Genomic DNA, 20,301 nt, shown 5'->3' with positions numbered 1-20,301 from the left:
GCCTGGTTTGCGCAATCCCTGTGGGAGCGAGCCTGCTCGCGATAGCGGCCTGTCAGCCACATCTTTTTTGGATGTGCAGCCGTCATCGCGAGCAGGCTCACTCCCACATTTGATTAGCGTTGCCCGCACCCCACCATCACCCTCATCAATCATCCTGTTCAGCCTTTATTCCCACGCCTAGACTCGGCCCATCCCAATAAAAGGTAGGTCGCCATGTCCGAGACGTTGCTCAGTTCCCGCAATCTGGCTTTCGAGCTGTATGAAGTCCTCGATGCCGAGGGCCTGACCCAGCGTGAGCGTTTCGCCGAGCACAATCGCGAAACCTTCGATGCCGCGCTTGGCACCGCCCGCAATATCGCCGAGAAGTTCTTCGCCCCGCACAACCGCAAGGGGGACGAGAACGAGCCGCGCTACGAGGACGGTCAAGCGATCCTGATTCCGGAAGTGAAACCGGCGGTGGATGCCTTTCTTGAAGCCGGCTTCCTCAATGCGGCGCGCAGTTTCGAAGCGGGCGGCATGCAACTTCCGACACTGCTATCCCAGGCCTGCTTCGCGCATTTCCAGTCGGCCAACGCGGCGTCGACCTCGTACCCGTTCCTGACCATGGGCGCGGCGAACCTGATCGAAAGCTTCGGTACCGAGGAGCAAAAGCGCCGCTTCCTGCAACCGATGATCGACGGCCGCTTCTTCGGCACCATGGCCCTGACCGAACCCCATGCCGGCTCATCGCTGTCGGATATTCGGACCCGCGCCGAACCGGCGCCTGACGGCACTTATCGACTCAAGGGCAACAAGATCTTCATCTCCGGCGGCGATCACCCGCTGTCGGAAAATATCGTGCACATGGTGCTGGCCAAGCTGCCGGACGCACCGGCCGGGGTGAAAGGCATTTCGCTGTTTATCGTGCCCAAGTTTCTGGTCAACGATGACGGCAGCCTCGGTCAGCGTAACGACGTTTTGCTCGCCGGGCTGTTCCACAAGATGGGCTGGCGCGGCACTACGTCCACGGCGCTGAACTTCGGCGATAACGGCGAGTGTGTCGGCTATCTGGTGGGTAAGCCGCACCATGGCTTGAGCTACATGTTCCAAATGATGAACGAGGCACGGATCGGTGTCGGCATGGGCGCGGTGATGCTCGGTTATGCCGGTTATCTGTACTCCCTGGAGTACGCCCGTGAGCGTCCGCAAGGTCGCGTGCCGGACAGCAAAGACCCGAACACCGCGCCGGTGGCGATCATTGAGCATGCTGACGTCAAACGCATGCTGCTGACCCAGAAGGCTTACGTCGAAGGCTCGTTCGACCTCGGGCTGTACGCGGCGCGGCTGTTCGACGACACCACCACCCTGGAGACCGAAGCCGAGCGTAAACAAGCCCATGAACTGCTGGATTTGTTGACGCCCATCGTCAAATCCTGGCCGTCGGAGTTTTGCCTGAAGGCCAACGAACTGGCGATCCAGATCCTCGGCGGCCACGGCTATACCCGCGAATACCCGGTGGAGCAGTACTACCGCGACAACCGCCTGAACCCGATCCACGAAGGCACCCACGGCATTCAGTCGCTGGACTTGCTGGGGCGCAAACTGGCACAAAACGGTGGCGCAGGGCTCAAGCAACTGATCCGCCTGATCGCCGACACCGGCAAACGTGCTCACGCGTTTGAATCGCTGACCGCACTGCGCGAGCCGCTGGAGCAACTGGTGGCGCGCCTGCAGGCCGTGACCATCGGCCTGCTGACCGATCTGGCCCAGGGCAAGGTCAACAGCAGCCTGGCGAACTCGGCGCTGTACCTGAAAGTGTTCGGGCATACGGTGATTGGCTGGCGCTGGCTGGAACAGGCGATCCGCGCCGAGGAAGGACTGGCCAAGGGCAACGCGGCGGATGTGAGCTTCTATAAAGGCAAGCTGCAAGCGGCGCGGTACTTCCTGACCTGGGAAGTGCCGGCTTGCCATCATGAACTGGCGATTCTTGAGGCTCGGGATGATGTGTGCCTGGGCATGCAGGATGAGTGGTTCTGATCCCGGCCTTGTGCTGTAGCTAACATCCATTCGCTGGCAAGCCAGCCCCCACAGGAATCCCTGTTGTTCACAAAACCTGTGTTCAACACACAAACCCTGTGGGAGCGGGCTTGCCCGCGAAGGCGTCACCACAGTCAACACATCAACTGAGTTTGAACCCACCCATCTGCCGCGCCAGATCATCCGCCAGCCGCTGCAGCGTCTGACAGTCCTCCCGACAAGCCCGGACCTCCCCCGCCGTCGCCCGCGCCAGATCGGAGATGCCCTGCACGTTGCGATTGATCTCTTCGGTCACTGCCGACTGCTCTTCCGTCGCCGTCGCCACTTGGTGGTTCATGTCGCTGATACGCTCGACCTGCCCGGTAATCGCGGTCAACGACGCCCCGGTACGCTGGCTCGACTCAACCCCGGTGCCGGTCGCGGCCTGCCCGGAATGCATCGACGACACCGCGTTCTCCGCGCCTTGCTTGAGGCTGCCGATCATCTGCTGAATCTCGTCGGTGGACGCTTGCGTGCGTCGTGCCAGGGTGCGCACTTCATCGGCCACCACTGCGAATCCACGCCCCATGTCACCGGCCCGCGCCGCCTCAATGGCGGCGTTCAGCGCCAACAAATTGGTCTGCTCGGAGATGCCGCGAATCACCGCCAATACCTGATCGATAGAGGCCACCTGATTGGCCAATTCGCCCACGGCGCTGGCGGCAACGCCGATTTCATCGGACATGCTTTCGATGTGCCGGATAGACCCACCCACCACTTCCCGAGCCTGCAACGCCTCATCGCGAGCGTTTTGCGAAGCGACGGCTGCATTGCCGGCGTTCTGCGCGATTTCCTGCACGGTCAGGCCCATTTCATGGACCGCCGTGGCGACCATGTCGGTCATTTCCTGCTGACGCCCGGAGCGCTCGGCGGTGTTATCCACCACCCGCGCCACTTGGCCGACCGCTGTGCGCAATTGCTCGCTGGTGGTCAGCACTTCACCGATCATGTTGCGCTGACTGTCGAGGAAGCGATTGAAGCCGCGAGCCAGATCACCCAGCTCATCGGCGCGGCTGGAATCTAACCGATGGGTCAAATCTCCACCACCGCTACCAATGGCCACCAATGCCGCTGTTACCTGACGAATCGGCCTGACCAACCCACGGGCCAGCAACACCACCAGCAACAGGCACACCAGCGCCACCGCCAGGCCAATGCCGCTGCTCATCCACAGGGCGCGACGGGCTTCGGCGTAGATCTGCGACTGCGGCACTTCGGCCACCAGGGTCCAGCCCAGGTCGCGCAGCGGCAGGCTCAATGCCAGGAAATCTTCGCCATCACGCACAAAGCCACTGTGGGTGGCAGACGTTTTGGAGGTAGAGGGTTGACCCATCACCGTTTGGGCGGCTGACGCGCCGATCTGCTCGGCCAAGGTGCGTTTGCCGCTGAACCGAGCCTCGGGATGAACCTGGATCAAACCGTCGGAACGCACGAGATAGACCTTGCCGCGCTCACCGAAGTTGAAATTGTGGATCAGCTCCGACAGCTCTTTCATGCTCAGGCCAAGGCCGGCAACGCCCACGACTTTGCCGGACTTCTCGACTTTAAGGTCGATGAAAAGCGCCAGTTCTCCGGTGGCCGTGTCGTTGTCGATATTGAGGGTGCGCGGCTGGGTGCTGTCGAGGAATGAATAGAACCAGGCATCCTTGGGGCTGGTACGGCTGAGGGTGCGGTCCAGGCCCTTTTCGGTGAAGTAATGGTTGGAGGCAGTGCCAACGATCAGCGCGGTAAAGGCCTTGTGTTCGGCGCGGAGGCCCTCAAGGTAAGCGGTAAATGTGCCGGTCTGGGCACTGTTCTCACCCTCGGCCAGCCAGTCGCGCACCATGCTGTTGCTGGCGATGTCCTTGGCGGCGGTCAGGGGTTGAACGAGGATGCGCTCGATGTCGTTGCGCATCGCTTCGATACTCGACGGCAGCGCCTGCTCGACCAGATAGCGCTCGGCGAGGCGGTTGACCACGAGGGTATAAATGCCAACCACAATCAGAATGCCGACCAGCAGGGCGGTGCCCATGCTCAGGATCAACTGCCATTGAATACTGCGTCGCCAGAACTGCATGGAGCACCCCCAAAGAATAAGAGGCTGAAACACTGCAACAGCCGTGCCGATTGTATACAACAAAATCGACAATTTATTCTTTGGTTGTGCGCAAAGCCGATCAGGCCTGATTGATCGTCTTGGAGATCACTTCAACCGTGGCGCTGACTTGCTCTTGGTAACGGTCGAGTTCGAGCTTGTGTTGCTTCTGCATTTCGATCTGCTGCGAGCACAGGTTCATCGCGGCCAGCACCAGCAGGCGGTCACCGATCAGCGTCGGGTACTTCCTTTTGGTGTCGGCCAGGGCAGCCTTGAGCATCATTGCAGCGTCCAGCAGGGTTTGCTCTTCCCCGGCCGGCGCCTTGATCGAATAGTCCTCCCCCAGAATCGAGACGACTCTTACCCCTGCGGCGTTGTAACTCATGCGCTGACTGGGCCTGCGCTGACGCGCTCAACCAGAGCCTGGATGCGGGCTGCGGTGGCGCCTTGCTTCTCTTCCTGTTCCATCAGGCTCAGTTGCAGGCTTTCGTTTTCATCTTTGGCCTGGGCCAGTTCTGCGCTCAGGGCCTGGTTGGTGCTGAGCAAGCCCTGGTTCTGTTGCACCAGGTCACTGACCAGTTGTTCCAATTGGCTAAGGGATGCTTCCAACATTTTGATTTTTCCGGGGTTTTCAAAGGGCGCGTACGATAAAGAAAAGTCACGGTGGATGCCAGGGTTATACGGGCGCAAAGCCTTGATCTTCCTGACGGCGACTGTCCTCGCGAGTTTTAAAGACTGTGATTGGCTCATCTGGTTCCTGCACTTCGTCGCCAGCCCTTATGTAGGAGCGAGCTCGCTCGCGATGGTGGTCAACGATTACGCGTTCTTCCAGACAGCCCGCGTAATCGTTGACCACCATCGCGAGCAGGCTCGCTCCTACAGATAACGACCGGTTAACGGCAAAAACCGCGCAGGGGCTCAAGACTTGAGACGCATGACCGATAAGCCCTCCATACGTCAGCCTCGGCACCGCTCAGGTGCGCCTTTTTCGGTAACCGCCATGTCCCTTCGAAATATAAATATCGCTCCACGGGCGTTCCTCAGCTTCGCCCTGATCGGCGGCTTGATGATGATTCTGGGGGTGTTTGCCTTGAATCAGATGAGCAAGATCCGTGGCGCCGCCGAAGAAATCACCTTGAACAGCGTGCCGAGCATCCAGAGCCTCGATGAGTTCACCCAACTCACCTTGCGTCTGCGCGTGCTGTCGTATCGCTTGCTGGTCAATCGCGAACCGGACGTCCAGCAAAAAACCATGGAACTGCTGGAGACGCGCAACCAGCAGATCCACGCCGCACAAGCGACCTATGAAAAACTGATCGCCAGCCCGCAGGAACGCGCGGCCTACGATCAATACGTGCAACTGCTGGGGCAATACCGCCAGATCGAAGACCGGATGAAGACCCTGTCGCGCAACAATCAGGTCGATGAACTGCGCAACCTGCTCAACACCGATTTGCTGAACAACTCCGAGGCTGTGAACGCCGTGTTGAACCGTCTGCTGGAGATCAATACCCAGCAGACCCGCGACACTAACCAGCAGGCCGCCGATCAATATGATTCGGCGTTCGATCTGGTCATCGCCTTGCTGGTGGCCGCCACCGCACTGACCCTGGCCCTCGCCTGGTTGCTGACCAATAGCATCACCAAACCGATCGCCAATGCCCTGGGTGCCGCCGAGAGCATCGCCGAAGGCAACCTGACTCGCCCGATTACGGTCGATGGCGAGGACGAGGCTGGCCGCCTACTGGCGGCGATGGCGAAGATGCAGGACAAACTGCGCGACACCCTGTTGCGCATTTCCGGCTCGGCCACGCAACTGGCCTCTGCCGCTGAGGAACTCAACAGCGTCACCGACGAAAGCGCTCGCGGCCTGACCCAGCAAAATAACGAGATCGAACAGGCCGCCACCGCAGTCAACGAAATGACCAGCGCCGTGGAAGAAGTCGCGCGCAATGCCGTCAGCACCTCCGAAGCCTCGCAGAGCGCCACCGCGTCTGCCGGGGATGGCCGTGATCTGGTGCAGGAAACCGTCAGCGCCATCGAACGCATGAGCGCCGATGTGCAAAGCACCGCGACCCTGATCGGCGATCTGGCCAATGAGTCCCGCGACATCGGCAAGGTGCTGGATGTGATTCGCGGGCTGGCCGACCAGACCAACCTGCTGGCGTTGAACGCCGCGATCGAGGCTGCTCGTGCAGGTGAAGCCGGTCGCGGCTTTGCCGTAGTGGCGGACGAAGTACGGGCCCTGGCCCATCGCACCCAACAGTCCACCAGCGAAATCGAACGCATGATCGGCAGCATCCAGAGTGGCACCGAGCACGCGGTGGATTCGATGCGAAACAGCACCGAGCGCGCCGAGTCGACCCTGAACATCGCCCGTGGTGCCGGAATGTCGCTGGACACCATCAACAGCGCCATCGTCGAAATCAACCAGCGCAACCTGGTCATCGCCAGCGCCGCTGAAGAGCAGGCGCAGGTGGCCCGTGAAGTGGACCGCAACCTGGTGAACATCCGTGACCTGTCGGTGCAATCGGCCACCGGTGCCAACCAGACCAGTGCAGCCAGTAGCGAACTGTCGCGTTTGGCGGTTGACCTGAACAGCATGGTCGGGCGCTTTAGTCTGTAACCGCTCTCTGTAGGAGCGAGCCCGCTCGCGATGATTTCAATGACGACGCGTTGAGTCAGGCAGCACGCGTTATCGTTGACGTCCATCGCGAGCAAGCTCGCTCCTACAGGGTTCTGCGTTTCAAAAGCTTTTTGACAGCATCACATTTCAACAGGTTAGAATCGCTGGCACGCAGACTGCATGGTCAGTTTGTGCCCGCCTTTCAGCTTTCCGGAGTACTGCCTTTGAATGCGACGACCATCAACAGCCTGTTCTTGATCGGCGCGTTGCTGGTAGGTGCGAGCATTCTGGTGAGCTCACTTTCCTCGCGCCTCGGCATCCCGATTCTGGTGATCATCCTGGCCGTCGGCATGTCCGCCGGCGTCGATGGCGGTGGCATTATTTTCGACAACTACCCGACGGCCTATCTGGTCGGCAACCTTGCACTGGCCGTGATCCTGCTCGATGGCGGGTTACGCACCCGGGTCTCGAGTTTCCGCGTGGCGTTGTGGCCGGCGCTGTCGCTGGCGACCATCGGCGTGTTGATTACCACCGGGCTGACCGGCATGGCCGCCGCCTGGCTGTTTGACCTCAATCTGATTCAAGGCTTGCTGATCGGCGCCATCGTCGGCTCCACCGACGCCGCGGCAGTGTTTTCGCTACTGGGCGGCAAAGGCCTGAACGAGCGGGTGACCGCGAGTCTGGAAATCGAATCCGGCAGCAACGACCCGATGGCGGTGTTCCTGACCGTGACCTTGATCGACATGCTCGCCAGCGGCCAGACCGGCCTGCACTGGAGCCTGCTGACCCACCTGCTGCGCGAGTTCGGTATCGGTGGCCTGATTGGCCTGGGCGGCGGCTGGCTCATGCTGCAATTGGTCAACCGCATCAATCTGGCCACCGGCCTCTATCCGATCCTGGTCATCGCCGGGGGCCTGGTGGTGTTTGCCCTGACCAACGCCTTGCATGGCAGCGGCTTCCTGGCGGTGTACCTGTGCGGCCTGGTGATCGGCAACCGTCCGGTGCGCAGTCGCCACGGCATCCTGCACATGCTCGACGGCATGGCCTGGCTGGCACAGATCGGCATGTTCCTGGTGCTGGGGCTGCTGGTCACGCCCCATGACCTGCTGCCGATTGCACTGCCGGCACTGGGCCTGGCGCTGTGGATGATTCTATTTGCCCGACCGCTGTCGGTGGTGATCGGCCTGCTGCCGTTCAAGGCGTTCCATGGCCGTGAAAAAGCATTCATCTCCTGGGTCGGCTTGCGCGGCGCGGTGCCGATCATTCTCGCGGTGTTCCCGCTGATGGCCGGCCTGCCCAACGCCCAGCTCTACTTCAACCTGGCGTTCTTCATCGTGCTGGTCTCGCTGCTGGTGCAGGGCACCAGCCTGCCTTGGGTGGCGAAGCTGTTGAAAGTGACCGTTCCGCCGGAGCCCGCGCCGATCTCCCGCTCCGCCCTGGAAGTGCACGTCACCAGCGAGTGGGAATTGTTCGTTTATCGCCTCGGTGCCGAGAAATGGTGCATCGGCTCGCCCCTTCGCGAACTGAAAATGCCCGAAGGCACCCGCATCGCCGCCCTGTTTCGCGGCCAGCAACTGCTCCATCCGTCGGGTAGTACGGTGCTTGAAGTCGATGATTTGCTCTGCGTCATCGGCCATGAACACAACCTTCCGGCCCTCGGAAAACTGTTCAGCCAGGCACCGCAGCGGGGTCTCGATTTGCGCTTCTTCGGCGACTTCGTACTCGAAGGAGATGCCCAGTTGGCCGCGGTTGCGGCCCTGTACGGGTTAAAACTCGAAGGCATCGACCCGGACATGTCCCTGGGCCACTTCATTGCCCAGAAAGTGGGCGGCGCTCCAGTCGTCGGCGACCAGGTGGAGTGGAACAACACGATCTGGACCGTCGCGGTGATGGAGGGGAACAAGATCGCCAAAGTAGGCGTCAGATTCCCCGAAGGAAGTCGCCCGGGGCCCGGACTCTTCCTCTAAACTCCATTCTTCGTTTCGCTTTTTGATCGGTCACTATGTCAAGCCTGCGCACCTTTTTCGTCATGGTCCTCCTGGGCCTGAGTCTCTCCGTCGGTACGTTACAAGCCGCCGAACCGCCCACCCGCGAAGCCGTGCAGGCGAGCCTGGACAAGATCGCCGACCGAAAACTGCCGGAAGCCGATCAAAAGGCCCTGCAATCGGTCCTGCAAAACACGCTGACACAGCTCAACAACCGGCGTGATTACGAGCAGAAACTGAGCGATCTCAAGCAGCAGTTGGCCAACGCCCCCAAACAGACCATTGAAAACCAGCGCGAATTGACGCGTCTGAAGGCCACCAGTGTCGTGCCGGTGGCGCAACGCTTCACCAAAGAGTCGATTCAGCAACTCGAGCAAATGCTGACCGAGCGCTCGACCCAGCAAAGCGATTTGCAAAAAGCCCTGGGCGATGCCAACAGCCTGATCATTACCGCGCAGACGCGCCCCGAGCGCGCCCAGGCGGAAATTTCCGCCAGCCAGACGCGTATCCAGCAGATCAACAACATCCTCAAGACCGGCAAGGACAGCGGCAAGACCTTGAGCGCCGAGCAGCGCGACCAGCTCAATGCCGAGCTGGCGGCACTCAATGCGCTGATTCCGCTGCGTCGCCAGGAACTGGCCGGCAATACCCAACTGCAGGATTTGGGCAACAGCCAGCATGACTTGCTCTCGGAAAAATCCGACCGTCTCGATCATGAAATCCAGGAGCTGCAAAACCTGATCAACCAGAAGCGTCTGGCCCAATCCCAGGAAACGGTGACGCAGCAGTCCATCGAAGCGCAGAAGGCCGGGGGCAGCAGCCTGCTGGCCACCGAAAGCACGGCCAACCTGAAGCTCTCCGACTACCTGCTCAAAAGCACTGACCGCCTCAACGAGGTCACCCAGCAGAACCTGCAAACCAAGCAACAGCTGGACAGCGTGACCCAGAGCGATTCCGCCCTGGACGAGCAAATCAGCGTGCTCAAGGGCAGCCTGCTGCTGTCCAAGATTCTCTACAAGCAGAAACAGGCGCTGCCGCGCCTGAGGGTCGATCGCAATCTGGCCGACCAGATCGCCGACATTCGCCTGTACCAGTTCGAAGTCAGCCAGCAACGGGAATTGCTCAGCAACCCGGCCACTTATGTCGACAACCTGCTGTCGACCCAGCCGCCGGAGCAAGTGACCCCGCAACTGCGCAAAAGCCTGATGGAACTGGCCACCACCCGCGTCGACCTGCTAGAGCGCCTGAACCGTGAACTGAGCGCGATGCTCAATGAATCGATCACGCTGCAACTGAATCAGAAGCAACTGCTCAGCACCGCGCAAAGCCTGCGGGCGACGCTGGATGAGCAGATGTTCTGGATTCCCAGCAACAAACCGCTGGACCTCGAATGGATGCGCAGCGTGCCGGAACGCCTGCAACGCCAGGTCGATAGCCTGCCGTGGGCCTCAAGCCTGAGCGAACTGATCGATGGTCTGACCCAGCGACCGCTGCTGTTCCTGCCCCTGGCGCTGTTGATCGGTGCCCTGCTGTGGCGACGCAAGAGTCTGTATGCGCGCCTGAACAAGGTTCACCAGGACATCGGCCACTTCAAGCGCGACAGCCAGTGGCACACGCCCCAGGCGATCCTGATCAACATCCTGCTGGCGATGCCGGTCTCGCTGGGCCTGGCCTTGTGCGGCCTGGCCCTGCAAATCGACGCCCGAGGGCAGAACGCCAGCATGGGCGCAGCGTTGCTGCAAATGGCCGGGGCCTGGCTGGTGTTCTACACCGCCTATCGGATACTCGCGCCGGGCGGTGTGGCAGAACTGCATTTCCGCTGGGAAAAGCCCCAGGTCGAATTCCTGCGCGGCTGGATCCGCCGTCTGGGCATGGTCGTCATGGCACTGGTCACGGTGGTGGCGGTGGCCGAACTGCAACCGGCGGCGCTGGCCGATGACGTGCTCGGCATGCCGGTGGTGCTGACCTGCTATGCCTTGATGACCTTGTTGCTCAGCCGCCTGCTGATCAGCAGCCCGAACCACGAAACCGCTTCATTGTTCCGCAAAGCGCTGGGGATTCTGTTCACGGCGCTGCCGGTCGCCTTGTTCGTCGCCGTGTGCTTCGGCTACTACTACACCGCGCTCAAACTCAGCGACCGCTTGATCAATACCCTCTACCTGCTGATGTTCTGGCTGGTGATCGAGGCCACCTTCGTGCGCGGCCTCAGCGTGGCCGCCCGGCGCCTGGCCTACCAGCGCGCCCTGGCCAAGCGTCAGGCGGCCAAAGAGGCCGGCGACGGCGAAGCGGTCATCGAAGAACCGACCATGGACATCGAAAAGGTCAACGAACAGTCCCTGCGCCTGATCCGCCTGGCACTGCTCGGCGGCTTCATGGCAGCGCTGTATTGGGTCTGGGCTGACTTGATCACCGTGTTTTCGTACCTGGACAACATCACCCTCTACGAATACACCAGCGGCACCGGCGCCAACATGAGCATGGTGCCGATCAGCATTGGCGACATGCTCGGCGCACTGATCATCATCGGCATCACCTTCGCCCTGGCGCGCAACTTGCCGGGCCTGCTGGAAGTGTTCGTGCTGTCGAAGCTCAACCTGGCCCAGGGCAGCGCCTACGCCACCACCACACTGCTGTCCTATGTGATCGCTGGCGTCGGTTTCGTCTCGACACTGTCGACCCTTGGCGTGAGCTGGGACAAGTTGCAATGGCTGGTGGCGGCCCTCTCGGTCGGCCTCGGTTTCGGCATGCAGGAGATCTTCGCCAACTTCATCTCCGGCATCATGATCCTGTTCGAACGCCCGGTGCGGATCGGCGATACCATCACCATCGGCAACCTGTCGGGTACGGTGAGCAAGATCCGCATCCGTGCCACCACCATCACCGACTTCGACCGCAAGGACATCATCGTCCCGAACAAGACGTTCATTACCGGGCAATTGATCAACTGGTCGCTGACCGACACCATCACCCGGGTGACCCTCAAGCTCGGTGTCGATTACGGCTCCGATCTGGACCTGGTGAAGGAACTGCTGCTCAAGGCCGCACGGGAAAACCCGCGCGTGCTGAAGGAACCGGAACCGAACGTGTACTTCCTGAATTTCGGCGAAAGCACCCTCGACCACGAATTGCGCATGCACGTGCGCGATCTCGGCGACCGCAATCCGGTGATCGACGAGGTCAACCGCTTCATCAACCGCGAGTTCAAGAAGCAGCACATCAACATCTCGTTCCGGCAGATGGAGGTCTACCTCAAGAACCTCCACGGTGAGGAATACAAGTTGGTGCCGGTCGAACCGGAAACCAAAACCATCGCGCCGCCGATCGATGGCAAACCGCAGCAAGAGCCGCCCGCCGCCAAACTCGACTAACCGGCCATTCCCCAGCAGAATGCTCGGACATTCTGCTGGAGACGGCCTTTGAAAGCCCTCGACGAACTGACCTTCGATAATCGCTTCGACCGCCTGGGCGACGCGTTTTCCGCCCATGTGTTGCCCGAGCCCATCGACAACCCGCGTCTGGTCGTGGCCAGCCCTGCCGCCATGGCGCTACTGGACCTCGACCCGGCCGTCGCTGAAACCCAAGAGTTCGCCGAGTTGTTCAGCGGCCACAAGCTGTGGGCCGATGCCATTCCCAGGGCAATGGTCTACTCCGGTCATCAGTTCGGCTCCTACAACCCGCAGCTGGGCGACGGTCGCGGGTTATTGCTGGGCGAGGTGTACAACGAGGCCGGCGAACATTGGGACCTGCACCTCAAGGGTGCCGGCCAGACGCCCTTTTCGCGCACGGGCGACGGACGGGCGGTGCTGCGCTCGTCGATCCGTGAATTCCTCGCCTCCGAAGCCCTGCACGCCCTGAACATCCCGACCACCCGGGCGCTGTGCGTGATCGGCTCGGACACGCCGGTCTGGCGCGAGAAGCAGGAACGGGCAGCCATGGTCCTGCGCCTGGCACCGAGCCACGTGCGCTTCGGGCATTTCGAGTATTTCTACTACACCAAACGTCCCGAGCAGCAGAAAGAACTGGGCGACCACATCCTCGCCATGCACTTTCCAGAGTGCCTGGAACAGCCGGAACCCTACCTGGCGATGTTCCGCGAGATCGTCGAGCGCAATGCCGAACTGATCGCCAAATGGCAGGCGTACGGCTTTTGCCACGGGGTGATGAACACCGACAACATGTCGATCCTGGGCATCACTTTCGACTTCGGCCCGTTCGCCTTCCTCGACGACTTCGACGCCAACTTCATCTGCAACCACTCCGATGATCAGGGCCGCTACTCCTTCAGCAACCAGGTGCCCATCGGCCAATGGAACCTCAGCGCCCTGGCTCAGGCCCTGACGCCGTTCATCAACGTCGAGGCCCTGCGCGAAACCCTGGGGCTGTACCTGCCGCTGTTCCAGGCCCATTACCTCGACCTGATGCGTCGCCGCCTCGGCCTGACCACGGCCGAAGACGATGACCAGAAACTGCTGGAGCACTTGCTGCAACTGATGCAGAACAGCGGCGTCGATTACAGCCTGTTCTTCCGCCGCCTGGGCGAAGAATCACCTGAAGCAGCCGTCGCTCGCTTGCGCGATGACTTCGTCGACCTCAAGGGTTTCGATGCCTGGGGCGAGCGGTACATCGCCCGGGTCGCCCGGGAGGGCGAGCTGGATCAGGCACAACGCCGTGCCCGGATGCATGCGGTCAACCCGCTGTACATCCTGCGTAACTACCTGGCACAAAAGGCCATCGATGCGGCGGAACGTGGCGATTACTCGGAAGTCCGACGGCTGCACGCGGTGCTGAGCAAGCCGTTCGAGGAGCAACCGGGGATGGAAAGCTACGCCGAACGGCCGCCGGAATGGGGCAAGCATCTGGAGATCAGTTGTTCGTCTTGAGGCCAGCCAGATAGTGCATTGCCAATCGCTGGAGTTGCGGTGTCAGTGGTTACGGTGCCTGAGTCTCGGCAGGTCGCTCGCCGCTCCTGAACAAAACGAAATCGTACTCGCTGTCATCCGTGGCAGCGGTCTTGATGACGTATGCAAGGGCAAAACCGACCCCCACCAATACCGCGGGGAATCCAGGGAACGGGGAACTGCCAAAGGATATGACGTAGATACTTGTGGCCAAGCCAAGCAAGAAGTACGGCCCCATAATCATCACCGCTAACTTACCGACGCGAGCGGCAGTCTGAAACTTATGGTCCAAACTCTGGCGGTCGGCTTCATCGAGCAGCAGATCCGAACTGCACTGATCGCAGTGGATGGGTTGCTGCTGGACGAGATTGGACGCTTGTTGATAGGTGGGTTTGAGTGAAAAGTTGCAATGACCGCAACTCATATTCACATCGTTGTATGGCGTGGAACCGGCATCCGAAGCAGGCTCATTCGTTTGGGTCATGGCAGTTTAATTCCTTCTAGTTGACCATACCGGCCGAAAAACGCGCGCATCTTAGCAACGCAGGCCTGCCACCCATTTGCATTCTTGGTAACTTGATATTTACCCGCGCGCCTCCACTTAACCCACTTCTTAGAGATTTTGCGGAGCTGCGCGCATGACCGACCCACTCCTCATCCCCTGCCCCCACTGCAACGGCCTCAACCGCATCCCGGCCGAACGCCTGAACGACCACCCCAAATGCGGTCGCTGCAAGGCCGAGGTTCTGCTGAACAAACCGTTTGAGTTGAAACAAGGCGATTACGCCAGCCAGATCAAGGGCGATTTGCCGCTCCTGGTGGACGTTTGGGCGGACTGGTGCGGGCCGTGCAAGTCCTTTGCACCGGTGTTTGAGCAGGCGGCCGGGCAATTGGCGGGCAAGTGTCGACTGGCCAAGCTGGACAGCGAGGCGAACCAGCAATTGTCGGCGCAGTTGGGCATTCGCTCGATTCCGAGCCTGATTCTGTTCAAGAACGGCCGGGAAGTCGCACGTCAGAGCGGGGCGTTGCCGTTACCGCAGCTGATGAGCTGGCTGCGTAGCCAAGGGATCTGAATGACACCTGCTCGCGATGGCGCTTGATCAGTCAACAGAGACGTTGAATGTGAAGCCCTCATCGCGAGCAGGCTCGCTCCCACAGGTTTTTTTGCAATCAGAAAGGATCAGGCGTTTTCCAGCAGATTGTGCAGTTCAACGAACTGCTGGGTCAGCTTGTGCCGCGGGTCGAGATGGATCAGCGGCGTATTGGCCTGGTGGGATTCGCGCATCCGCACCGAAGTGGCCAGGTACACCGGCAATACCGGCAGGCCTTCGGCGATCAGTTCGTCAAGGATTTGCTGCGGCAGGCTGGCACGCGCCTGGAACTGGTTGACCACGATGCCCTCGACTTCCAGCCCTTCGTTGTGGTCCTCCTTCAATTCTTCGATTTCCGCCAGCAGACCATAGAGGGCCTGGCGCGAAAAACTGTCGCAATCAAAGGGGATCAACACACGATCGGCGGCAATCAGTGCCGATACCGCGTAAAAATTCAGCGCGGGCGGCGTGTCGAGGTAGATACGGTCGTAATCTTCGCCGAGTTCTTCGAGCAACTTACGCAGCTTGTTGATCTTGTGCTTGGCTTCAAGCTTTGGCTGCAAATCCGCCAGCTCGGCCGTGGCCGTGATGACGTGCAGGTTATCGAACGGGGTTTCGTAGATATCGACCTTGTTCTTTTTGGAGAACGGCCCGGAAGACAGGGTTTGCTTGAAAAAGTCGGCAATACCCATCGGGATATCATCGCCGGTAAGTCCCGTCAGATACTGAGTGGAGTTGGCCTGGGCATCGAGGTCCACTAACAGGGTGCGATAACCCTCGCTGGCACTGACCGCCGCCAAATTGCAGGCAATACTGGACTTGCCTACGCCACCTTTCTGATTGAACACCACGCGCCGCATTGTCAAAACCTCCGTGTATCAAAGAATGACCGAGTGTAGTGGTCCTCGACGCTGCTTCGCTACCTCGTTGGAGAGGGACTGCACGCTCAGTGGCTAGCCCGCCTCAAAAAACGGCATGAATCACCGACAGAACCGACAAACGGGCCGCGCAATAATCGGAATAATTGTCAAATGTTCAATTTTTGCGAACGGGTTCTGTACATAACGTTGAGCAAAATGTAACCAGTATTTGCTACGCGTTCGCCGCACCGCGATAATGCGCGCCACTCGGCGCCAAGCGCCGCGCGGGTGAGTCGTGGCTTTCAGTCATCACCGCGTCAAGCAAGCCCGCAAGGGCGGGATGAATGTCTGTGATCAACTTCAACATCGCCCAATGGCGCGCGTGGGCCCCGGGACTCGAGAGCGTGGACGATTGGCAGGCCTGGTGCCGACAGCCCGTCGTGCTGCCCGGCAGCGATGCAGCCCCTGACGTGTCGTTTCTGCCGGCGATGCAGCGCCGGCGTCTCAGCCGTCTGGCGCGGATGGCCTTCAGTGTCGGCTGGCCATTGGCCGAGGGTCGCCAGGACTTGCCGCTGGTCTTCATTTCCCGTCACGGCGAAACCCCTCGGACCTTCGACATCCTCAGCGACCTGGCCGCTGAGCAGCCGCTGTCGCCGACCCAGTTCAGCCTTTCCGTGCACAACGCGATTATTGGCCTGTGGTCGATCATGCGCGGCGAAACCAGCGAAATGACCGCCCTGGCCGCGGCTGGCGATGGCCTGGAAAATGGCATGCTGGAGGCTGCGGCACTGCTGAACGAAGGCGCGCCCGCAGTATTAGTGATCATCACCGAAGAACAACCGCCCCAGGCTTACTCGACCTGGATCGACGATGTGCCGTTCCCGTATGCCGTCGGCCTGCTGATCACCCCCGGAAATGACTGGCAGCTGTCCCTGAACAGCCCCACGGATGCGTTGTCCAACGTTCGCTGGCCCCATGCGCTGAATCTGTTGTGCATGCTGCTGGGCCGGCAAACCACCTGCCAACATGCCTGGAAAAATCGTGTATGGACCTGGCAACGCAGCCCGTGACCGAAAAAAACCGCGACGCCTATTACTGGCGCCTGCTGGCGACCGCCGCAAGCTTCACCCTGTTCGGGATGGGCGGGATGTGCCTGCGCCTGGTGATTTTTCCGCTGCTCGGCTGCCTGCCGGCCGATGCCCGGACCCACCGCTTGCGCGCGCGCCAGACCGTCAGTCGCTGCTTCTGGTTTTTCGTCCGTTTCATGGCCCGTGCCGGTGTGCTGACCTACGACATACAAGGCGCGGAAAAACTCGGCCGTCCGGGGCAGATGATCATCGCCAATCACCCGTCGCTGATCGACGTGGTGTTCCTGATTGGCCTGGTGCGCCACAGCAACTGTGTGGTCAAGCAGAGCCTGTGGGAAAATCCGTTCACCCGCGGTCCGTTGCGCCGCACCGACTACATCAGCAACGACGGCAGCATGGAGATGCTCGATGCCGCCGCCGATGCACTGAAAAACGGCCAGACCCTGATCATCTTTCCCGAAGGCACCCGCACCCAACCCGGCCAGGCGCCGGCCTTTCATCGGGGGGCTGCGGCAATAGCGCTGCGGGGTGCGAAAATCCTCACCCCGGTCGTTATCAAGGTCAGCCCGACCACATTGACCAAGGCCGAGCCCTGGTATCGGATCCCGAAACGACGCGTGCACTTCAGTTTTCGTGTCGGGGCCGATATAGACCCACAGGCCTTCGCCGCGCTGGGCCCGGCTCCGCAGGCCTCGCGCAAGCTCAACGACTATCTGCATTCTTACTTCATTAAGGAGCTCGCCGAAGATGAGCGATCTGCACACTAAGCACCTGGTGCTGGAAATAAAAGACCTGATCATCGAAGCCCTCGGCCTCGAAGACATCAGCGCCCAAGACATCGGCGACGACCAGACGCTGTTTGGCGAAGGCCTGGGCCTGGACTCGGTAGACGCGCTGGAACTCGGCCTGGCGATCCAGAAAAAATACGGCATCAAAATCGATGCCGACGCCAAGGACACGCGTAATCACTTCAGCAACGTGGCGAGCCTTGCGGCGTTCGTCACCGCAAAACAGGCAGCTTGAGACCGGACCATGCAAACTCGTGACGACATTTTCAACACCCTGCGCGATGCCTTGGTGGAGCTGTTCGAGCTGGAGCCCGAGCGTGTGAGCCTCGAATCCAACCTGTATCAGGACCTGGAAATCGACAGCATCGACGCAGTCGACCTGATCGATCACATCAAACGTCAGACCGGCAAGAAAATCGCCGCCGAAGAATTCAAATCGGTGCGCACCGTCAGCGACGTGGTCGAGGCGGTCTACCGTCTGGTTCAACCGGCCGCATGAGCCGATTGATTGGCCTCGGCCTGCTGCTGGCGGGCCTGCTGTACCCCTTTGCGGTGTATTTCGGCATGGAGCACTTCGCCCCATGGCAGTTCGGACTGCTGCTGGGCAGCCTGTGGCTGGCCCGCGCACTGACCGGTCGGCAACGACCCGGTAGCCGGTGGATGGCCGTGGTGGCGATCGTGTTCTGCCTGTTGCTGGCGCTGTTCGACAGCCCACTGCTGTTGCGCTGGTATCCGGTGCTGATCAGCGGTTTCATGTTGGCGCTGTTCGGGCTCAGCCTGATATACGGCCCGCCCATGGTCGAACGCTTGGCCCGTCTGCGTGAACCGCACCTGCCGGCCAAAGGCGTTCGTTACACCCGCCAGGTGACCATCGCCTGGAGCGTTTTTTTTCTCTGCAACGGTTTGTGTGCTGCCGCCCTGACACTGTGGGCGCCGCTGAGCTGGTGGATGTTATACACCGGCCTGATTTCCTACGGATTGATAGGCCTGATGTTTGCCATTGAATGGCTAATACGACAACGGGTACGAGGCCGCCCATGAATTGGATAAAACTTGAGCAGCTGTTGCTCAAGGCTGAAGCGGATCGTGCCGTAACGGCCGAACCCCCGCTCAATCACGCACAACTGTGCGCCCAGGCCCTGAGCCTGGCCGCCGGCCTGCAAGCCCAGGGTGTGCAGCGCGTTGCCGTGCACCTTGAAGACGCCGCCGACCTGGCGATCGCCCTGCTCGGTGCCTGGCGTGCCGGCGTCAGTGTCTTGCTGCCGACCGATCTGCAAGCCCAGACCCGCCAGCGCTGGTCGAGCGACGTCGATCTGTGGCTGACCGATCAGCCCGATGACGCGCACCTGTCCGATTTCAACGCGCCGCCCCTCAGCGCCGCGGCACTGGACCTGGACCGCTGTTCGCTGAGCCTGTGCACGTCTGGCTCCAGCGGCGAACCCAAGCGCATCGACAAAACCCTGCGCCAACTGGTCAACGAAGTCCAAGCCCTGGAGCAACTGTGGGGCGCCGACCTGGGCCCGGCCTGCATCATTGGCAGCGTGGCGACTCAACACATTTACGGCCTGCTGTTTCGGGTGCTGTGGCCGCTGTGTGCCGGACGTCCGTTCGTGCGCAAGCAACTGGCCTTTCCGGAAGACCTGCAACGCGCCAGCCGCGAACACCCGGCCTTTGCCTGGGTCGCCAGCCCGGCGCTGCTCAAGCGCATGGGCGACAACCTCGACTGGCAAGCCTTGAGCGCGGTGCGCCGGGTATTTTCGTCTGGCGGCGCACTGCCGGTGGATGCTGCACTAAGCCTGCACCAACGCCTGCATCAATGGCCGACGGAAATCTTCGGCAGTTCGGAAACCGGCGGGATTGCCTGGCGTCAGGGCCACGATCTCTGGCAGCCCTTCGCCGACGTAGCACTGAGCCAGGACACTGACGGCGCCCTGCTGATCACCTCGCCTTACTTGCCGGCCGGTCACGTCGAACACACCGCCGACGCGGCGCGCATCGCGGCCGATGGCCGTTTCGAACTGCTCGGACGGCTGGACCGGATCGTCAAGCTGGAAGAAAAGCGCATCTCCTTGCCAATGCTGGAAAAGGCCTTGATGGACCATGAGTGGGTCGTCGAAGCACGGCTTGGCGTGGTTCAGGAAAACCGCGCCTCCCTGGGTGCGCTGCTGGTCCTGAGCGAATCCGGTCTGCATGCCCTGCGCAATCAAGGCCGACGCACCCTCACCCAGGCACTGCGCCAACACTTGAGCCAGCATTGCGAAGCCCTGGCCCTGCCACGGCGCTGGCGCCTGCTGCGACAACTGCCGCTGAACAGCCAGGGCAAACTGCCGCAGGCCGATGTCGAAGCCCTGTTGTTGGCGCCGCGTCCCAAGGCACCAGAGGTGCTGGAGCAAGTCGAAACTGAAGGCGAGTGGAGCCTGCAACTGGCCGTGCCGCCCGACCTCGCCTACTTCAGCGGGCATTTCCCCCGGGCGCCGGTGTTGCCCGGTGTGGTGCAAGTGGAGTGGGCGCTGAAGCTCGGCCAACAATTGATGAACCTGCCGGAAAAATTCGCCGGCATGGAAGTGCTGAAGTTCCAGCAACTGGTGCGCCCCGGCGATGAAGTCCAGTTGCACCTGCGTTTCGACCCGGTGCGCAGCAAGTTGTACTTCGCCTACCGCAATGAAACCGCCACCTGCTCCAGCGGGCGGATTTTGCTGGAGGCTGCGCATGTGTAGCTTTGGTGAGTGCTGCGCACTCAATCGCGAGCAGGCTCGCTCCCACATTGAATTTGTGAACAACGCAGCGCCTCTGTGGGTGCGAGCTTGCTCGCGATGCGGTCACCTCGGACTTTCGG

At 60.9% G+C, this 20,301-nt stretch carries 17 protein-coding genes and 2 pseudogenes; 13 read left to right on the top strand and 6 right to left on the bottom strand.

The window, feature by feature from the left end; translation table 11 throughout:
* The first annotated feature begins 213 nt into the window (after positions 1 to 213).
* Positions 214 to 2,016, top strand: coding sequence for an acyl-CoA dehydrogenase (locus tag ACX3YD_RS18290; protein ID WP_458960680.1), 1,803 nt, complete (start codon positions 214 to 216; stop codon positions 2,014 to 2,016).
* A gap of 142 nt (positions 2,017 to 2,158) precedes the next feature.
* On the opposite strand, the gene ACX3YD_RS18285 is transcribed toward ACX3YD_RS18290, so the two are convergent.
* The 4 genes and pseudogenes from ACX3YD_RS18285 to ACX3YD_RS18270 form a co-directional block, all read right to left on the bottom strand.
* The gene (locus tag ACX3YD_RS18285; RefSeq protein ID WP_458962060.1) at positions 2,159 to 2,890 is read right to left on the bottom strand and encodes a methyl-accepting chemotaxis protein; all 732 of its coding nucleotides are present in this window, start codon (positions 2,888 to 2,890) and stop codon (positions 2,159 to 2,161) included.
* Positions 2,891 to 3,025: 135 nt separating this feature from the next.
* A pseudogene (locus tag ACX3YD_RS18280) lies at positions 3,026 to 4,066 on the bottom strand (HAMP domain-containing protein); the annotation flags it as partial.
* Between the two features lie 145 nt (positions 4,067 to 4,211).
* Positions 4,212 to 4,514, bottom strand: a complete 303-nt coding sequence (locus tag ACX3YD_RS18275) for a cell division protein ZapA (RefSeq protein ID WP_047536567.1) — start codon at positions 4,512 to 4,514, stop codon at positions 4,212 to 4,214.
* Positions 4,511 to 4,741, bottom strand: coding sequence for a hypothetical protein (locus tag ACX3YD_RS18270; protein WP_047536565.1), 231 nt, complete (start codon positions 4,739 to 4,741; stop codon positions 4,511 to 4,513). Before ACX3YD_RS18270 ends, ACX3YD_RS18275 begins: the two co-directional genes overlap by 4 nt.
* A gap of 322 nt (positions 4,742 to 5,063) precedes the next feature.
* Between ACX3YD_RS18270 and ACX3YD_RS18265 the strand changes: the two are divergent.
* The 5 genes and pseudogenes from ACX3YD_RS18265 to selO all read left to right on the top strand — a co-directional run.
* Positions 5,064 to 5,900: pseudogene (locus tag ACX3YD_RS18265) on the top strand (MCP four helix bundle domain-containing protein); the annotation flags it as partial.
* The gene (locus ACX3YD_RS18260; RefSeq protein ID WP_442961754.1) at positions 5,883 to 6,755 is read left to right on the top strand and encodes a methyl-accepting chemotaxis protein; all 873 of its coding nucleotides are present in this window, start codon (positions 5,883 to 5,885) and stop codon (positions 6,753 to 6,755) included. The pseudogene ACX3YD_RS18265 and the gene ACX3YD_RS18260, both read left to right, overlap by 18 nt.
* Before the next feature lie 224 nt (positions 6,756 to 6,979).
* Positions 6,980 to 8,722: a potassium/proton antiporter gene (locus ACX3YD_RS18255; protein ID WP_458960679.1), complete on the top strand. Its 1,743-nt coding sequence runs from the start codon at positions 6,980 to 6,982 to the stop codon at positions 8,720 to 8,722.
* A 35-nt stretch (positions 8,723 to 8,757) separates the two neighbouring features.
* On the top strand, positions 8,758 to 12,108 hold the full coding sequence (gene mscK, locus ACX3YD_RS18250; RefSeq protein ID WP_458960678.1) for a mechanosensitive channel MscK: 3,351 nt from the start codon (positions 8,758 to 8,760) through the stop codon (positions 12,106 to 12,108).
* A gap of 48 nt (positions 12,109 to 12,156) precedes the next feature.
* Positions 12,157 to 13,620, top strand: coding sequence for a protein adenylyltransferase SelO (selO, locus tag ACX3YD_RS18245; RefSeq protein ID WP_458960677.1), 1,464 nt, complete (start codon positions 12,157 to 12,159; stop codon positions 13,618 to 13,620).
* Positions 13,621 to 13,669: 49 nt separating this feature from the next.
* Here selO and ACX3YD_RS18240 read toward each other — a convergent pair whose 3' ends face one another.
* A complete protein-coding gene (locus tag ACX3YD_RS18240) occupies positions 13,670 to 14,122 on the bottom strand; it encodes a hypothetical protein (RefSeq protein ID WP_458960676.1) in 453 nt (150 codons plus the stop codon).
* A 154-nt stretch (positions 14,123 to 14,276) separates the two neighbouring features.
* On the opposite strand from ACX3YD_RS18240, the gene trxC reads away from it, so the two are divergent.
* Entirely contained in the window at positions 14,277 to 14,711 is a 435-nt protein-coding gene (gene trxC / locus ACX3YD_RS18235) for a thioredoxin TrxC (protein WP_458960675.1), read from the top strand.
* A 107-nt stretch (positions 14,712 to 14,818) separates the two neighbouring features.
* On the opposite strand, the gene ACX3YD_RS18230 is transcribed toward trxC, so the two are convergent.
* The gene (locus tag ACX3YD_RS18230) at positions 14,819 to 15,589 is read right to left on the bottom strand and encodes a ParA family protein (RefSeq protein ID WP_047536553.1); all 771 of its coding nucleotides are present in this window, start codon (positions 15,587 to 15,589) and stop codon (positions 14,819 to 14,821) included.
* Positions 15,590 to 15,933: 344 nt separating this feature from the next.
* Here ACX3YD_RS18230 and ACX3YD_RS18225 point away from each other — a divergent pair, with 344 nt between their 5' ends.
* The 6 genes from ACX3YD_RS18225 to ACX3YD_RS18200 are packed head-to-tail and all read left to right on the top strand — an operon-like array spanning position 15,934 to position 20,182.
* Complete coding sequence (locus tag ACX3YD_RS18225; RefSeq protein ID WP_458960674.1) at positions 15,934 to 16,659, top strand: beta-ketoacyl synthase chain length factor; 726 nt, start codon at positions 15,934 to 15,936, stop codon at positions 16,657 to 16,659.
* Positions 16,635 to 17,444, top strand: a complete 810-nt coding sequence (locus tag ACX3YD_RS18220; RefSeq protein ID WP_458960673.1) for a lysophospholipid acyltransferase family protein — start codon at positions 16,635 to 16,637, stop codon at positions 17,442 to 17,444. The genes ACX3YD_RS18225 and ACX3YD_RS18220 overlap by 25 nt, the downstream gene beginning before the upstream one ends.
* Positions 17,425 to 17,700 (top strand): phosphopantetheine-binding protein, encoded by a 276-nt coding sequence (locus ACX3YD_RS18215; protein WP_103404509.1) that lies wholly within the window; start codon positions 17,425 to 17,427, stop codon positions 17,698 to 17,700. The genes ACX3YD_RS18220 and ACX3YD_RS18215 overlap by 20 nt, the downstream gene beginning before the upstream one ends.
* A 9-nt stretch (positions 17,701 to 17,709) precedes the next feature.
* Positions 17,710 to 17,964, top strand: coding sequence for an acyl carrier protein (locus ACX3YD_RS18210; protein ID WP_028622164.1), 255 nt, complete (start codon positions 17,710 to 17,712; stop codon positions 17,962 to 17,964).
* Complete coding sequence (locus ACX3YD_RS18205) at positions 17,961 to 18,506, top strand: COG4648 family protein (protein WP_103404508.1); 546 nt, start codon at positions 17,961 to 17,963, stop codon at positions 18,504 to 18,506. The genes ACX3YD_RS18210 and ACX3YD_RS18205 overlap by 4 nt, the downstream gene beginning before the upstream one ends.
* Positions 18,503 to 20,182 (top strand): AMP-binding protein, encoded by a 1,680-nt coding sequence (locus ACX3YD_RS18200; RefSeq protein WP_458960672.1) that lies wholly within the window; start codon positions 18,503 to 18,505, stop codon positions 20,180 to 20,182. Before ACX3YD_RS18205 ends, ACX3YD_RS18200 begins: the two co-directional genes overlap by 4 nt.
* Positions 20,183 to 20,301 lie beyond the last annotated feature (119 nt).

This window comes from Pseudomonas fluorescens group sp. PF-1 (assembly GCF_054481335.1).
Note: the sequence above shows the minus strand (reverse complement) of the source record. Positions and strands in the feature narration are given on the sequence as shown.

What these genes read in the sequence shown, in the direction of transcription:
- ACX3YD_RS18290 (WP_458960680.1), top strand. Translation starts at nt 214, where the DNA reads ATGTCCGAGACGTTGCTCAGTTCCCGCAATCTGGCTTTCGAGCTGTAT.
- ACX3YD_RS18285 (WP_458962060.1), bottom strand. Translation starts at nt 2,890, where the DNA reads ATGGTCGCCACGGCGGTCCATGAAATGGGCCTGACCGTGCAGGAAATC.
- ACX3YD_RS18275 (WP_047536567.1), bottom strand. Translation starts at nt 4,514, where the DNA reads ATGAGTTACAACGCCGCAGGGGTAAGAGTCGTCTCGATTCTGGGGGAG.
- ACX3YD_RS18270 (WP_047536565.1), bottom strand. Translation starts at nt 4,741, where the DNA reads ATGTTGGAAGCATCCCTTAGCCAATTGGAACAACTGGTCAGTGACCTG.
- ACX3YD_RS18260 (WP_442961754.1), top strand. Translation starts at nt 5,883, where the DNA reads ATGGCGAAGATGCAGGACAAACTGCGCGACACCCTGTTGCGCATTTCC.
- mscK (WP_458960678.1), top strand. Translation starts at nt 8,758, where the DNA reads ATGTCAAGCCTGCGCACCTTTTTCGTCATGGTCCTCCTGGGCCTGAGT.
- ACX3YD_RS18240 (WP_458960676.1), bottom strand. Translation starts at nt 14,122, where the DNA reads ATGACCCAAACGAATGAGCCTGCTTCGGATGCCGGTTCCACGCCATAC.
- trxC (WP_458960675.1), top strand. Translation starts at nt 14,277, where the DNA reads ATGACCGACCCACTCCTCATCCCCTGCCCCCACTGCAACGGCCTCAAC.
- ACX3YD_RS18230 (WP_047536553.1), bottom strand. Translation starts at nt 15,589, where the DNA reads ATGCGGCGCGTGGTGTTCAATCAGAAAGGTGGCGTAGGCAAGTCCAGT.
- ACX3YD_RS18225 (WP_458960674.1), top strand. Translation starts at nt 15,934, where the DNA reads ATGTCTGTGATCAACTTCAACATCGCCCAATGGCGCGCGTGGGCCCCG.
- ACX3YD_RS18220 (WP_458960673.1), top strand. Translation starts at nt 16,635, where the DNA reads ATGGACCTGGCAACGCAGCCCGTGACCGAAAAAAACCGCGACGCCTAT.
- ACX3YD_RS18215 (WP_103404509.1), top strand. Translation starts at nt 17,425, where the DNA reads ATGAGCGATCTGCACACTAAGCACCTGGTGCTGGAAATAAAAGACCTG.
- ACX3YD_RS18210 (WP_028622164.1), top strand. Translation starts at nt 17,710, where the DNA reads ATGCAAACTCGTGACGACATTTTCAACACCCTGCGCGATGCCTTGGTG.
- ACX3YD_RS18205 (WP_103404508.1), top strand. Translation starts at nt 17,961, where the DNA reads ATGAGCCGATTGATTGGCCTCGGCCTGCTGCTGGCGGGCCTGCTGTAC.
- ACX3YD_RS18200 (WP_458960672.1), top strand. Translation starts at nt 18,503, where the DNA reads ATGAATTGGATAAAACTTGAGCAGCTGTTGCTCAAGGCTGAAGCGGAT.